The 14,669-nt window shown below is 65.6% G+C and carries 14 protein-coding genes and 1 tRNA gene; 9 read left to right on the top strand and 6 right to left on the bottom strand.

Features of this window, described 5'->3' with window-relative positions:
- Positions 1–18 precede the first annotated feature (18 nt).
- From ABZ823_RS05000 to ABZ823_RS05010, 3 genes are all read right to left on the bottom strand, one after another.
- A complete protein-coding gene (locus ABZ823_RS05000) occupies positions 19–891 on the bottom strand; it encodes a DUF2797 domain-containing protein (RefSeq protein ID WP_361653754.1) in 873 nt (290 codons plus the stop codon).
- A gap of 128 nt (positions 892–1,019) precedes the next feature.
- The gene (locus ABZ823_RS05005; protein WP_361653756.1) at positions 1,020–1,772 is read right to left on the bottom strand and encodes a 3-oxoacyl-ACP reductase family protein; all 753 of its coding nucleotides are present in this window, start codon (positions 1,770–1,772) and stop codon (positions 1,020–1,022) included.
- A 270-nt stretch (positions 1,773–2,042) separates the two neighbouring features.
- A complete protein-coding gene (locus ABZ823_RS05010) occupies positions 2,043–2,447 on the bottom strand; it encodes a hypothetical protein (protein ID WP_361653758.1) in 405 nt (134 codons plus the stop codon).
- 837 nt (positions 2,448–3,284) lie between these two features.
- Between ABZ823_RS05010 and ABZ823_RS05015 the strand changes: the two genes are divergently transcribed.
- Positions 3,285–3,488, top strand: a complete 204-nt coding sequence (locus tag ABZ823_RS05015) for a hypothetical protein (RefSeq protein WP_361653760.1) — start codon at positions 3,285–3,287, stop codon at positions 3,486–3,488.
- A gap of 43 nt (positions 3,489–3,531) precedes the next feature.
- On the opposite strand, the gene ABZ823_RS05020 is transcribed toward ABZ823_RS05015, so the two are convergent.
- Positions 3,532–5,025 (bottom strand): class I SAM-dependent DNA methyltransferase, encoded by a 1,494-nt coding sequence (locus tag ABZ823_RS05020; protein ID WP_361653762.1) that lies wholly within the window; start codon positions 5,023–5,025, stop codon positions 3,532–3,534.
- A gap of 831 nt (positions 5,026–5,856) precedes the next feature.
- Here ABZ823_RS05020 and ABZ823_RS05025 point away from each other — a divergent pair.
- From ABZ823_RS05025 to ABZ823_RS05040, 4 genes are all read left to right on the top strand, one after another.
- Positions 5,857–6,129, top strand: a complete 273-nt coding sequence (locus ABZ823_RS05025; protein ID WP_361653764.1) for a hypothetical protein — start codon at positions 5,857–5,859, stop codon at positions 6,127–6,129.
- 6 nt (positions 6,130–6,135) lie between these two features.
- A complete protein-coding gene (locus tag ABZ823_RS05030) occupies positions 6,136–8,352 on the top strand; it encodes a hypothetical protein (RefSeq protein ID WP_361653766.1) in 2,217 nt (738 codons plus the stop codon).
- 250 nt (positions 8,353–8,602) lie between these two features.
- Positions 8,603–9,400, top strand: coding sequence for a hypothetical protein (locus tag ABZ823_RS05035; protein WP_361653768.1), 798 nt, complete (start codon positions 8,603–8,605; stop codon positions 9,398–9,400).
- Between the two features lie 372 nt (positions 9,401–9,772).
- Positions 9,773–10,306, top strand: coding sequence for an NUDIX hydrolase (locus tag ABZ823_RS05040; protein ID WP_361653770.1), 534 nt, complete (start codon positions 9,773–9,775; stop codon positions 10,304–10,306).
- On the opposite strand, the gene ABZ823_RS05045 is transcribed toward ABZ823_RS05040, so the two are convergent.
- Positions 10,284–11,627 carry a tetratricopeptide repeat protein gene (locus ABZ823_RS05045; RefSeq protein WP_361653772.1) on the bottom strand — a complete coding sequence of 448 codons (1,344 nt, stop codon included), beginning with the start codon at positions 11,625–11,627 and terminating at the stop codon, positions 10,284–10,286. The genes ABZ823_RS05040 and ABZ823_RS05045 overlap by 23 nt on opposite strands.
- Before the next feature lie 125 nt (positions 11,628–11,752).
- Between ABZ823_RS05045 and ABZ823_RS05050 the strand changes: the two genes are divergently transcribed.
- The 4 genes from ABZ823_RS05050 to ABZ823_RS05065 all read left to right on the top strand — a co-directional run bounded on the left by ABZ823_RS05050 (position 11,753) and on the right by ABZ823_RS05065 (position 14,281).
- Positions 11,753–11,983 carry a hypothetical protein gene (locus tag ABZ823_RS05050; RefSeq protein ID WP_361653774.1) on the top strand — a complete coding sequence of 77 codons (231 nt, stop codon included), beginning with the start codon at positions 11,753–11,755 and terminating at the stop codon, positions 11,981–11,983.
- 252 nt (positions 11,984–12,235) lie between these two features.
- A complete protein-coding gene (locus ABZ823_RS05055; RefSeq protein WP_361653776.1) occupies positions 12,236–12,679 on the top strand; it encodes a hypothetical protein in 444 nt (147 codons plus the stop codon).
- Between the two features lie 69 nt (positions 12,680–12,748).
- Positions 12,749–13,585, top strand: coding sequence for a protein kinase (locus ABZ823_RS05060; RefSeq protein ID WP_361653778.1), 837 nt, complete (start codon positions 12,749–12,751; stop codon positions 13,583–13,585).
- A 471-nt stretch (positions 13,586–14,056) separates the two neighbouring features.
- A complete protein-coding gene (locus ABZ823_RS05065) occupies positions 14,057–14,281 on the top strand; it encodes a tyrosine-type recombinase/integrase (RefSeq protein WP_361654737.1) in 225 nt (74 codons plus the stop codon).
- 101 nt (positions 14,282–14,382) lie between these two features.
- On the opposite strand, the gene ABZ823_RS05070 is transcribed toward ABZ823_RS05065, so the two are convergent.
- Positions 14,383–14,455, bottom strand: a tRNA-Arg gene (locus ABZ823_RS05070).
- Positions 14,456–14,669 lie beyond the last annotated feature (214 nt).

The raw sequence follows: 14,669 nt of genomic DNA on the forward strand, positions 1-14,669 counted from the left end.
TCCCCCGCGAGCAGGCCGTCAGAACAACCCGTCCTGCGCGCCCGGGCCCGCCTCCCTCAGCGCCACGACCGGCACGGTCAGCCCGTCGTCCGTGGTCCCCGTCAGCTCCCACCCGGTCATCAGCCGCGTGTCGAGTACGACGACACCGCGGCCGGTGGCCAGATGAAGATCGGGTCCGGCGGCGGCCAGCAGATCTCCGCTCACCACCCCGCCTGCGACCAGCTCGCTCACCACACCGTCCGCCCGCTCCAGCCCCTCAAGGCCGAACACCGCGCCGTGGTCCACGGCCCGGAACGGCGCCCGCTCCAGCGACTCCGGCCAGCCGTCGAGCGCCACCGCCCGCGCGTGCAGCTCCGCGAGCTCGGCGACCCGCTCCCCGGCGGGCGGCAACGCGGCCCGCGCCGCGCGCTTGTCGGCGTACGGAATCCGGTCCGGTACCCCCAGCGCGGCTCGCAGCAGCTCCTCGGTGCGGCGCGCCGCCATCAGGGGCCCGACACCCAGCCAGCTGAAGGAGACTGCGCCCTGTTCCAGCAGCCGCGCCGGCCCGCGCTCCGACGCGGTGATGCCGACCTTGACCATGCCGGGTCCGAACCAGGCCAGATACACCCGATACGGCCGTGGATCATCGGCGACGGTGTCGGCGGCCACGGAGTGCGCCCGGTCCAGACGCGCACACTCCGCGCACCGCGCGCCGATGCTCCGCCTCGACACCTCGGCCCGCACCGGGCATCCGTGTCCCCGCGCCCCCACGCAGGTCCGCGCACTCCCCGCAACGACCGCGAAGGCCACCCGCCTCCCCCGCTCCAGCTCACTGTGCCGCCCGCCTTCCCACCGCAGCCGGGGCCCGCCGTCGCCCCACGGCAGCCCCGCGCATCTCCACGCCCCAGTCATCTCCTCCGAGGGTAGGGGCCACCACTGACAGCGCCCCCGCGGCAGCCTGGAGTCTTGGGTGACCGGCGACGCCGGGGCCGCTCGGGTCGGTCGGTCGCCGACGCGATCACTGCCCCTGACTGCCGGGGTCAGGCGGTGAAGCCGCCGTCGACATGGATCGAGGCTCCGGTGATGTACGCACCGTCTGCACTTGCCAGGTGGGCGACGGTGGCAGCGATCTCAGCCGTTTCCGCATAGCGGCCCACAGCGGTGAAGCCGGCGATCATCTCGGCGTTCGGCCCGTCGGCGGGGTTGGCGTCCGTGTCGGTGGGGCCGGGGTGCACCAGATTCACGGTGATTGCACGCGGGCCGAGTTCTCGGGCCAGGCCCTTCGTCATCCCCACGAGAGCGGTCTTGCTCATCGAGTACAGCGCCAGTCCGGGGAAGACCGCACGCTCGGCGACATTGCTGCCGATGCTGATGATGCGGCCGCCCTGGTCCATATGACGCACTGCTGCCTGGGACGCCGTGAACGGTGCCCGGACGTTCACCGCCAGAGTGCGATCGATCTCTGCCGGCCCCAAGTCTGCAAGTGGGCCGACGAGGAATACGCCGGCGTTGTTGACCAGGATGTCGAGTCTGCCGAACATCGCGGCGGCCTCGTCCACTGCGGCGCTGAGTGCCTCAGGAACCGCGCTGTCGGCTTGGATGGCAAGTGCACGGCGCCCCCTGGCCTTGATCTGCTCCACCACTTCGGTGGCGCGTTCCGCGCTGTTCTCATAGGTCAGGACGACATCAGCGCCTTCTTCCGCCAGTCGTAATGCCACGGCGGCACCGATGCCCCGGCTTCCGCCCGTGATCAAGGCCACTTTTCCTTCAAGTCGGTTCATGACGTCGAGCATCGCGGACCACCGGCGTCGGAGGCTGGCGGGATTGCGACCTGGAGTTCGACCCATGGGCGGCTGATGTCAGAAACCCCTCGGGATGATCCCGAGGGGCTTCTGGCCTGTGCGCACTCGGCAGGATCCGAACCTGCAACCTTCTGATCCGTAGCTCTGCAGAGATCGGTCATTGAAGGTCGTGCAGGCTTCCGGGAGGCCTCTGAGGGCCGGTGTCAGGCGCCGCCGGTTCAGGTGCGCCACACGACCATCGCCGCCGCAGCCAACGCGAACCTACCGGCCCACGGGGGTTCCCGGAATGTGGGTGAACCCGACGCCACAAGCGGCGGCCAAATTTGATGCGTCGAATGGCGTGGTGCTGACGTTGCAGACGGCCTCGTAGGCCTTCCCCTCCTTGGTCAGCAAGTTCACATAGAGTTTCTCGGAGGCGTCGGGGTTGGTGCTCTCTTCCGTATTTGCCACAGCGGTGTCCACCACGCACCGCGGGGCGCCGGGGAGGATGTTCAAGTTCACCCAGACTCCCGGATTCCGGCTGTCGTTGAGGAAGGCGTTCCCCTCCGGATCTGTCGCCGTGCGCCACCGGGTGCCTTGAACAATGTCGTCGAAGTCCCTGACGGTGACGTTGAAGTCCCGCTCCCCCTCGCACTTGCTGGGGCGATCAGGGGACTGGGCATACATGCGACTTTGCGCTACCGCAGGTGAAGCGATGAGGACGGCGGTCGCTACAGAGCCGACCGCTAGCGGCAGACGTCTACCGAACCAAACGTAGCCGTTGGACCAGTTGTGAAGACGCCGCCGGGCCCCACGTTCCCATGTCATCGTGCGCTCCCTTGTGAGGTTGGGACACCTGGACAAGTGCGCCGCCTGCCTGCCGCTACCACGAACCCTGCACCGGCGGCGCCCCTTTTGGGATACAGACCTCTTGTCTGCAGAAATCAAGACTTCCGTCGACGGTGCATCAGTTTTGACAACTGATCCGAGTTGTCATCCATTCAGGTCACTGAAGTTACCTGGGTGCAGTACGTTTACGCACACCCTGGGCAAGTAGGCCCGCCGCACCGGCCCGTTGTGGAAGGGGCCGTGTACGCGGTGGGTGCGGGAAGGTCTGAGATGGCCCGACACTCGCTCGGAGGCCACCGCCGACGCGGGCCTCTGACATGCTGCGCACTCGGCAGGATTCGAACCTGCAACCTTCTGATCCGTAGCTCTATGTGGATCGGTTGGTGAAGGTGATACCGGTCGCGCTATGGCCTTACGAGGTCGTTGCCGAACGGGGCCGGTTGTTGTGGTTGCTGTACTCCGCTGCTGTACCGAAAGGCCTTCACCTCACCGCTGTAGTGAGGGCCGCGCCAGCCGTGAAGACCTGCACCCACGCCTACGGTTGCTCTTTGTGCGCCCAGGAGCTGGAGCCCGACAGTCTTGACGATGTTCTGATACGCAGCTTGTTGACGCCCCGTTCCACACGGCGTTGGATCGTCTCTGCCCGTGCGGGTGTACGGGCAGAGAGCTGGGACGATGACCGAGGACGCCAGACCCGGGCTGATAAGGGTGGTGTACTTCCAGCAGACGTCCGCACTGATGATGGGCGCGGGCGCGGTGCTGTCCGAAGCGTTGCTGCTGGTTTTGATCGGTACGGCTCACCGGCTGGAGACCCTCCTGGTGGGAGCAGTTGCGGTGGCACTCGTGTCGCTGGTGCTGCTGCCGCTGCGCTTCCGTTAGGACTCCAGTTCCCGCTGAGTGATCTGTCTCGGACTTGTCGTGGTCATGCGCCCAGTCCCCACTTCGCCAGTTCGGCCTCCAACGCTGCGCGGGTTTCGCGGGCCTTCGCGTGCGCGGTCTCCAGGTCGGCCACGGCCTGCTCCAGGGTGATCTGCTCGCCGACCTCGACCGGCTCGACGTACAGCGGGATATTCAGGCTCCAGCCGTTGGCCTTGATGTCGTCCAGGGTCGCGACGGCGGCCAGGCCGGGCTGGTCGGCGTACTGCTGGTATGCCTTCAGAAGGGTTTCGGCATGGTCGGGCTCGAGGGTGTTCTGGCTGCGGCCGCGCTTGGAAAGCGTCTCTCCGTTGATGAAGAGCACCTTGTCCTGCTGCTCGGCGGGGCGCTGACGGCGCAGGATCAGCACGCAGGCGGCCAGGTCGGTGCCGTAGAACAGGTTGGGCGCCAGGCCGATGACGGCCTCCACGAAGCCGGCTTTGAGGATGTGCTGGCGGACGCGGCCCTCGGCGCCCTGGCGGAACAGGGCGCCCTGCGGGAGGACGACCGCGACCCTTCCTCCAGTGGGTGCAGCGGAGGTGAGCATGTGCTGGGCCCAAGCCCAGTCGGCGTACCCCTTCGGCGGTACCCCACCCAGCTCATTACGACCCCACGGATCGGATGCCCATTGTTCGCGGCCCCAGTTCTTCAACGAGAACGGCGGGTTGGCGATCACGCAGTCGAACCGAGCTAGCCGACCGTGGTCGAAGTAGGCCGGGTCGCGCAGTGTGTCACCGCGCTCGATGTGGAAGTCCTCCATGCCGTGCAGCAGCAGGTTCATCCGAGCGATCGCGGAAGTGGTGAGCACCTTTTCCTGGCCGTACAGCTTGCCGAGCACGGTCTTCGGGTCACCGCCGCGGGCCTTGATGTGCTGGATGACCTCGATCAGCATGCCGCCGGTGCCGCAGGCCGGGTCATAGACTGTCTCGCCCTCCTGGGGGTCGAGGATGTTGACCAGCAGCGCGACCACCTCGCGCGGGGTGTAGTACTCGCCGGCCTTCTTGTTGGACTGGTCGGCGAACCGCTTGATCAGGTACTCGTATGCCTGCCCCAGCACGTCGGGGGCGGCCTGGGAGATCGAAAGGGTCTTGGTCGAGAAGTGCTCGATCAGATCGATCAGCTTGCGGTCTGGGAGCTTGTCCTTGTTCGTCCAAGTCGCGCCGCCGAAGATGCCGTACAGCGTGCCCTGGTTGGCCTGTTCGATCCCGCGGAAGGCGATCTTGAGCGCCTCGCCGACGTTCTCGGTGCGTTCGCGCACGTCTGCCCAGTGGCATCCCTCGGGGATGGTGAACCGGTGGTTCTCCTCGAACGCCGCATAGGTGTGGTCACCGCCGGACTCGTCCAGCGCGCGGGCGTACTCCTCGTCGTACACGTCGCTGATCCGCTTGAAGAACATCAACGGGAAGATGTACGCCTTGAAGTCCGCCTGATCGATGCTGCCCCGCAGTAGATCAGACGCCTTCGCTAGATACGACTCCAGCTCTCCCAACGTCAACGGCACCGGAAGCTCCTGCGCCCCAACACCGACCGCACTCGACCCCACCCGATCACTGCCCACTTTCACATTCGACTTGCTCAGCTCGCCGTCCCGGCGAGCACTTGTCGGAGCCTAACGGCATCCGCCAGGGCTGCACCGCATACATGTCGAAATTTCGACCACCCAGTCCAGGCCACGGCATAGATCGACTGATGCACACAAGTAAACGAAAACGCCTAAAACTGTGCAAACCGCTACAAGATCGATTGGTCCCGCCGGTTTCCCTTCCCCGAGCCGGACACTGACCCGGCGTAATGGGAGGCTCGACAATCCGGCTGCGTCCAACTGGACGTGGACGCGGGCCAAGCACGCCAACATGACATAGGCCCCTGACCGGCAACGTTATCGGAGTCCGAAGGGGCCTCCGGGGAACCGACGACAAGGAGCGGGATCAGACCTACAAGTTGCATCAGTGTTACTTCAAAATCGGTCATCAGACGATCAGGGACGATCGATAGCGGCGAAATGTCAGATCTTCAGCGGAATCTTGGCGTCCGACACTCAAGGCATGCGATCTTCTCGCTGAGCGCGCCCTAGTCGCGCCGTCCAACCGCAGGCCCGGACTGGAGACACCAGTTGGCCCGGCCCCGGAGGCACTACATCGCCCACAGCTATACGGCGATCGAGTGCGGGGGTTTGCGGAGCGGTCGGCCGATGGGCGGTCTCACCGAGCAGGCCGTCAGGCAGACGGAAGCACGGTGTGGCGGGCTGCCGATCTCGTACGCGAGGTGAGCCCACTCTCCCGGCGTCCAAAGGACCCGGTGACTTTCACCTGCGTCACGAGAGGAAGGCATCGTGAACGATCAAGACAATCCGCATCCATACGCCTGGTCGGTGGTGCCGCCGAGCGGAGCGTCTGACCTGTGGGAACTGCGCGCCACGTTTGAACGGATGGACCGGAAGCTCGATATGCTGTTCGGTCTAGCGCGCCAGGTCAACGACCACGAGCAGCGGATCAGCAAGCTGGAACAGCAACTGCGCAGCCGTACCTGGGGCTCCTCGCTGATCAGGGCAGCGGCCATGCTTCTCCCGGTCGCGTTGGGCGAATTGGACGATCACCGGTTCTAAATCCCCGTGGCGGGTGCGTTCCGGTTCGCCGGCGTGCCCGCCATCCCTCTTCATCACCAACTTTCTAATAAGGCTTGTGTCATGGTTGAGGCGAATTCAGGCCCCTTTCACCTGCCGGCTCCTAGGGAGGTACAGGAGACGTGGGTCAACGCTGTGCTGGCGACACCTGGGGCCAACGTGCCGCGGGCGGCTCTTGAGGCCATAGCCCCATTCATCGTCCGGCCCAAGGAAATGCTCGCGGAACCAACTTCTGGCGGGACGCGCCAAATCGCATCGGACCGACTGCGGAAAGTCAGGACTGATGCCGGCGAACTGTTGGTCGTCATCGTTGATATGCACGGCATCGGAGGCGTGGTTTGGGAGCACAATGAACGGATCTCCGCGACCTGGCGATCGGTGGTTGACCCTGCCGGTGCCAAGGATGGCGTGCGCAGCCTCTCGCGAGTACGTCCGTGGAGCCGGTTGACGGAGGGCGGCGAAGAAAAGGTACTTGCTGCTCTTGAAAGCACCGTGGCGAACCGCGAGCACCTGATTGCCAACGTGGACGCGGCCGTTCATGCCCTCCAAGCCCGGGATGGCTTCCGATCATACGACCTGCGAGAGGACTTGATTCTGAACGGCCAGGTAGAGCCGTGCATGTATGTTCCGCAACACGTCCTGCTGAATGAGGAGCCGCCACAGGCTCTAGACGGAGAGCCCAGTTATCCGGACTCGTATTGGGGCTGGATGGCCGTCCGGGGTAACAACAGAACCAGGTATCGGCATGATCTCTTCGAGGTAACCTCGTCCGAGGTGCTCACTGGCATTCCGTTTCGGAAGCTCGGGCAGGACCGTGAGGGACTGGCAGTCAATCCAAGCTATTGGCTTGCTCAGTACTCAGAGCTGCTCAACGCCGAGTACTGCGCAGGGAGCGAAAACGGTGAGCTCACCGGACGGGCTCAGCGGGCAGCTCGGGTGGCTATCGTTGAGACGCACCTAGTGATCGGCAGCCCCACTCCGCAACGGTTGTTCCGTATCGTGCAGGGCAGCAACCGGCGAGACCACGTGCACCCGCCGCTCGAGTTCGCCCCGAACGATCGGAGCCGTGCCCTAGGCCGGAGTGTACTGGGTGCGTACACGGCTCACGGCGAGCTAGAAGACAGGGTCGCCGACGTTCTCACTGGCCTTGCTCCCATCACGGACTTGCCCGACGTATCCGACGACGCCTCCATCTCCACGCTGCGCGATGTCCGGTCGATGCGACTACTGATCGAACTATTCCCGACCAAGGCTCAAGCAAAGAAACGCCAGCTGATCCGTAGCGCACTCAGCGAACCCGCTCCGTCCCAGATGCAGCTCTCCGACGTGAACCGCCGGGTGCGTGCGTGGTCCGCCCTGACCTCCGAGAGCTACCCCAACCCGTGGAACCCTCGCGTGGCTGAGGTCCTCAAGCGCACCGTGGCCTCCAACGGAATTGAGCTCACCGGGCGACCACTTGCGGATCTCCTAGCCACTGCGGAAACGGATGACGAAGCATTTGAGGAATTGCTCGCATACCGTGCACCGCACTGGCTCGCTGCGTTCGACCTCATTGATGCCGACCGCGGTTCGCTGGCCGGCCAAAAGATCGACGACGAGGGCACTAAGGCAGATCGCGTTCGGCGTACCGTCACGAACAGCATCAATGCGATGCGTAACAACCGTGTGATGGCCGTTGGCCTCCTGCGAGAGCTTGCCAATGCGATGGACCAGGGCGACCGCCCTCCTTCACAAATCGGTCCCGACGGGCGACCAACCGCGAATCGGGCTACTCGAGCGTGGTTTAACCGATCCTTCAGCAAGGAGTCCGGCACCCGCTCCTATCGAAAGCGGCAGACACCGGAGAACACCGCCTCCGGCCAAGCCGACGCACCCGAACGGGACTCGCAGGACACCGACGTCCCTGCCGCTGCTCTCATGACCAGGATCGACCCGGCAGGCAGTGCTACCAACACGGAGGAGTCCGATACCCAGGCACTCGAACGACTGCGGCGTGAGTTCGAGCGCCACATCCTCATGCTCTCCGAGGGAGTCGGGGAGCTCCCCGAGCAGCTGGAAGAGATGTCCGAGCGTGCGAAGGCCGCCGGCCTCGACTACGCGATCGGCGCGCAAGAAGCCAGCGATTGGACTCTGACCCTCACTCGGATGCTCGCCGCCCTTCGCAAAATCCCGGAGACCGTCATGTCCATCAGCAGTCCTGAGTAGGGGGATGGTGCGCCGCTGCATGACCCCACCCCGCTGCTCGGGCGCGGAGCATGCCTCGCCCAACCCAGCACCTGCTCCTGGACCATTCATGGACGGGGATTCTCGCTGAGCGGATCCGTAGGTCCGTAGCCTGCAGGAATCCACAGCAGCGAAGGGCCCTCCGGAGCCGTTGCCCCAGACCGGACTACTCGTGCAATGTCACCGCCGGATGCCAGGATGACCGGTCACGTATCGAGGGGGCGGCATTGCCATGAGATTCGACCAAAGGCTTGCGGACAAGCTCGACGCAGCGATGCTCGAACTGCTGCTGCCGGAAGACGCAGTGGAGTCACTGGGGAGGTGGCTGGCCGACCCGGAGGGGGGCAAACGCTACGCGAAAGGAACCGGCCCTCACACCATCCCGTACTCGCCTTCGAGCTGGATGGGCGTGGCTCCCTGGCCTGTCACCTTTGCCGACCGGATGGCGATCCAATCCGCATACGTGAGCCGAGCCGACGTCGTGGCCGCGGTCACGGCCGCCTGTCAGTCAGAGAACTGGAGAGAAGCGTTCGTGGCTACCCAGGTGTGGGGCTACGGAGATAGAGGCTACGGCCCGTTCCGTACGGGACAGGTACTCGCTCAACCCGACGCTGACGTCGTCATCGCAGACGCAGTGTCTCTACTTCGGTACCAGGGTCCGGTCGCAGCATACGAGAAGCTGAACACGGCGGACGGTCTTGGGCCGGCATTCTTCACCAAGTACCTCTACTTCGCTGCTCTAGCACTGCCGAAGGTGACGGGTCTTTGTCCATTGATCCTTGACAGCGTTCTCGCTGAGGTTCTCCGCAGGCACGCCACGAGACTCGGGCGCGCGGTTGGTTACGAGTGGTCCGAGGCGATCGCCAAGCGAATCTGGCGCGACGGTGGTTGGACTTCTCACCGCTACGACGTCTACCTCCGGTGGATGCACGCAGCCAACGACCAACTGGCAGCTAGGTTGGTGGGCTGGCCCGCGGCTCCCGACGTCCTGGAACTAGCCCTCTTCAGCGGCGCCTGGAACCCTGCATGACCGCGTCGCTGGGCCTTCCCAGCGTGCTGAGCTTCGCCGAGGGCCAGACCTAGCCGTGCCAGACGCGTGCCAGATCGTGCGGGAATTACGGGGAATAGTGGGGACCGAACCGTCGGCCTGCTCGACCTAATACCCGCTCCGCCCCAGGTCAGCTCATCAACCACTCACAGAAGACGCCAGCTTCCCAAGCTGAGAGCGCGAGTCTGATCCTCATCATCCGCTCCAAACGGAACCCGGCCAGGGGATCCGAGGCTGCGGTCTCGCGCACCGGCGAGTCCATCGACGCTGCATTCGTCACCTTGACGCGAACCTTGTACTCGTCCGTCGCTTGGTCTGGAATGCTGGATGCATCGTGTGAGAGGGGCGGCGTTCATGCAGTGGAAGACCCATGGCGAGCGGCAGATCTACACCAACAAGTGGGTGAATCTGTGTCTGGTCGACGTCCAGCAGCCAGACGGGCGCAGGTGGGAGTACCACGTCGTTCGCCTCCGGCACCTGGCTGTGGCCGCTGTGGTCAATGACCGCCACGAGGTTCTGATGATGTGGCGACACCGCTTCATCACCGACTCGTGGGCCTGGGAGCTCCCCATGGGCCTGGTCGAGGACGGCGAGACTCCGGAAGAGGCGGCGGCGCGCGAAGTTCTGGAAGAGACGGGCTGGCGCCCCGGCCCCATCAAGCCCCTGATCTACGCCGAGCCGGCCAACGGCATCACCGACTCGCAGCACCACGTCTTCCGCGTGGACGGCGCCACCTACGCCGGGCCGCCCACGGAGAAGAACGAGTCCGACCGCATCGAGTGGATCCCCCTCTCCGAGGTGCGGGGGATGATCGACCGCCGCGAGATCGTGAGCAGTGGATCGCTGGTCGGTCTGCTGTACCTGCTCATGGACGAAGCGATCCGCTGACCGGTGGGAGGAGTTCCCGTAGCCGAGCCTCGAAGACCAGGGCTACGGGCTCTTGCCTGTGCGGGGCCAGCTGGTCGTAGAACTCCCTGAGATGGCCTGATACTCGCTCTGAGGACACCACCGACGCGGCCCTCAAAGCTTGCGTAGCGGTGTGGCAGGCCTGGTCCAACTTGCCTTGGTCCAGCTGCGTACGCGCCAACCAGAAGGCGTGAAACGCACGGCCGCGCTGGTTGGTGCTGTCCTCCTGGCGCAGAGCATCCGCGATCAAGGGTTCCGCCTTCGCTGCTTCTCCCAGCCGTCCGTGGGCGATACCCGTGTCCACGATGAGCTTCGGCTCGTCGAAGTAGGACACCCATGCCGGGTCCGGATCGGTCGGCTGGATCCGCTCGAAGTGGCGGTGTGCTTCCCCGATCGACCGGTGCGTGGAGGTCTCGTCGCCCAGGGTGGCGTGGGCGAAGGCCTCCCGCATGGACAGCATCGACAGAACGCGCGGGGTCGTGCCCAGGGCTGAGCGGGCCTGGTCCTGGGCGGCGGTCACGAGTGCTAGGGAGTCCGCGGGCTTGTCCTGGTACGTCGCCTGCAAGCTCATGCAGGCAAGGACGTTGGCCATGAACTCGCGGTCGTCTATCTCCTTGGCCAGTTGCAGGGCCTCGGTGAAGTACGCGCGGGCCTGGTTGTACTGGCGGGCGTCGAAGTAGGTCCAGCCGGTGAGGCGGGCCAGTTCGGCGGCGATACCGTACAGTCCGTTCTGGATTGAGGGCGGTCGGCTCTCCTTCAAGAGGCCCACCACATGCCGCAGCTGGCCGACGATGGCCGGCCTCAGCGCCTCTCCGCCGTGCTGGTCATCCCGTCGCCAGTAGTCCTCGATGGAGGCACGGAACGCCTCAAGCGTGGCCGCGCTCAAGTTCGTGCGGGTAGCCAACGCCAAGATGCCGTCTACGTCTGGCCCCGGCAGAGAAGCGGGAGTCTGGTTCTCAGCCTCCGCCTGCTCCTCGGGTGCCTGACGCTCGGTGACCACAAGGGCCTGGGGTGTCTCCCAGGGGCGCCGGGCAAGCCCCAGCATCTGCCCCGGGATGCGCAGACCATCCGCGATGCGCTCGATGACGTCGATGTGTTGCAGCTGGCGTCGCCCGGCGATCACTTCGCCAACGCGGCTGGGGGTCAGATTGCATCGCCTGGCGATCATCGACGGGTAGATGCCCGCCTTGATCTTCACCAGCCGGAAGACTCTCGCGAAGTCCCGTACCCGACAGGCATTGATCATCTCGGGATCGGTGAGCAGCCTGGCAGGCAGTTCCTGCGGCCGGTCGGCGTCGGGCATTGGGCAAGCTCCCACACTGCGAGGGCTACGCAACGTCGCTGGTTCTCTACTTCCCGCGATGTTACCCAAGTTGGGTAATCAGCCTGACCTTTCGACGGCGGCCTCCTGATCGCGATGCTCCTTGCATGGCGAGCAACCAGCAGACCAGACCAGGCATCGGTGAACTGGCGAAGGACAGCGCCCGCGGCCGGATCGGCATCGTCATGGGTGAGGTCGGCGGCCGGGTGCAGATACGGCCGATCGGCGGCGGCAGGGAGTGGGATGCCCTGCCGGACCACGTGGTGGCGCCGAGTGCGCGGGAGGAACTGAGCGCACGCCTGGCCATCAAGAACAGCAACAGTCGGGATCGGCTGTGATGCGCGCCATCGGCCGGTACGCGGGAGTCCTGTTCATCATCGTGATCAGCGGGTCGTGCGGCCTGGTGATCGGTATGGCTCTCGGTACCAGCCAGTAGACCGGCCGCCCCGAACGGGTGCCAGTTCCCCGGCTCCCCCGTCCCCGTTCGGGGCCGGCCATCCAAGCCCACGTCCTGGTCGTCCATGAGCCGAAGCTCAGCGACCGCCGTGGGCGGCAAGTGCCATGCTCCGCCACACACGAGGAGTTATCGCATGACGACAACAGCGAACGACCAGAAGACCGGCCGCGCGGTGGCTGGTGAGGAACTGTTCGAGAGCCTCGCCCACTTCGTGGTCGTCCACAGCGGGCAGTCGCCCGAACGTGCCGAGCGGATCGCGGACCAGGCGGTCGCGTTCGTGGTCACCGCGGCCACCGCCACCGTCCCCATGGTCCCGTCGGACGATGTGGACCTGGGCCTCCACGCGCTCATCCTCCACACGAAGGAGTACGCCGCGCTGTGCGAGCGGTACGCGGGCCGCTTCCTACACCACAGCCCCAAGCCCGGCGGGGGCGCACGCGACCCGGAAATGGTCGCCGCGTCGGCTCGCGCCATGAAGGCCGCCGGGTTCATGGTCTTCGACGACCTTTGGACCGTGAACGGCCAGAACCTCGCCCAGTGCGATGCGGACTGCGGTCGACCGTACGGCCAGGCGTAGACACGACCACAGCGACGCGGTCGGCCTCTGCTCATTGGTCGGCCGCGCTCGCCGGAAGGAGAAGTGACGTTGTCCGGCTCAACCCCTGAACTGCCAGTCGTGGTGCTCGACGCGCTCATGCCCACGGCTCAGCGCCTGGTCATAAACCGCCGGGGTTCCACGGTCTGGGAGGTGGACAGCCCTCGGGGCCGCTACGCCGTGAAGCTCGGTTATCCGATCGAGGCCACCCCCGACTGGCCCGCCCAGCCCTGGACCGCGCTGGCACCTGCGCGCGAGGGTGCCGTACTGCATCGCCTCGGCTTCGACGAGATCGCCTACGGCGAGTGGGAGCGCGGGACGTGGAACTTCCAGCCGTGGCATGAAGGGCCGGACCTCTACCGGCTCTGGGAGCCCTGCCGCAGGACAGACTCGGTCGTCGAGCCACACACCAGCGTGGCGCTGGGATGCGTCGAAGCGCTGGCCGAACTCCACGCGCAGGGTTGGGCCCACGGCGATGTGCAGCCCGCCCACTTCATCATCGGCCCGGAACGGACACACCTCATCGACCTCGCCCTTGCCCGGGGCGGGCAGGTTCCCGAGGGGTACGACTTCCCGTTCCGTGGTTGCCTGGTCCACTACGAGGCCCCGGAGATCGCGCGCACGGTGCTCGCCACCGGGCAAGCCGAGCCGACGCCGGAAGCCGACGTATACGCGCTCGGCGCGTCCCTGCTCATCTCCGCCACCGGGTGGCGAGCGGTCGAGTATCCGGACGACGCTCCGCGTCCAGTGCAGCGGGAGGCCGTGGCGAGCGGTCGTCGCCGGTCCGTAAAGGTGCCGGGTGAGCTGGGCGCACTGATCGACGCGATGCTCAGCCATGCCCCGGGGGATCGGCCCACGATCTACGAGGTGGGCAAGGCCCTGAGCTGATCCCGAAGCGCTGGGCCCCCGGCGTCGTCCGCATCAAAGACCAACAAGCAAAGACCGGACCACCCTCAGCCTGGACAGCATTCCGGGTGGTCCGGTCACGGAATCCCTGATCAGGACCCTGGTGCCGATGGTACCGGGGCAGTTGGCGTGCCCAAGTGCGGGTGCCGCTGCAACACCGGCCTCGACTTATCGAGTTGGAGGGAGTTCTGACCTGAGCCACAGAAAGTCAGCCACGACGGCGAGGACGTCGAAGGAGCACCCGCCACGTGTGCCTCCAGCAACCCCGCGCCGGCGTCAGCCACGCTTCATCGATGCGTCACGGCCCTCGCCACTGACCCGGCCTGGGCGTCGTCGACGAAGCTGTCTGGCGTCTGGACCCCCCTGTGGTTCTGAGGGCCATCCGGTCGCGGCGTCGTGGACGGCTGAACCGTGTGACGCCGCTCGATCGCTGTCGGCTGGCCCTGGTATGACCTGCGCCACACCTGCGCCTCGCTTCTCCACGAACAGGGCGCCGACGCTCGCATGATCATGGAAGTCCTGGGCCACAGCTCCATCCGCGTGACCATGGACATCTACACCTTCGTACGGCTCGACTCCCAGCGCTCCGCCTTCGACCGCGTCGGGGACGCGCTCAGGGATGACGGCAACGATCCGGACGATGACGACGGCGCGGCCGGTGTCCCGGTGGCCATCTGACCCACCCCGTATCGCCCTCGAAGGCGGTTGCCGTCAAACACTGCCGTCAAAGCAAAAGCCAGAGGCCCTGTGGATCACTCCACAGGGCCTCTGACATGCTGCGCACTCGGCAGGATTCGAACCTGCAACCTTCTGATCCGTAGTCAGATGCTCTATCCGTTAAGCTACGAGTGCATGTTTTCTGTTTTTTTGTCCCCGCTCCCGGTTCTTCCGGCCCGCTCGCGGCGACAGGAAGAACATTACATGACTGCCGCCGCCATGTGAAATCCATTAGGCACACCCCTTGTGACCTGCGAAAACGCCATGCGGGACGGTGGGGAGGCGGTTCGTGGGCGGCGGGCCCAGGCGGTCTTGGAAACGCCGAAGCCCCGGTCGCGGGGGACCAGGG

This window comes from Streptomyces sp. NPDC047079 (genome assembly GCF_040643755.1).
Taxonomy (GTDB): domain Bacteria; phylum Actinomycetota; class Actinomycetes; order Streptomycetales; family Streptomycetaceae; genus Streptomyces.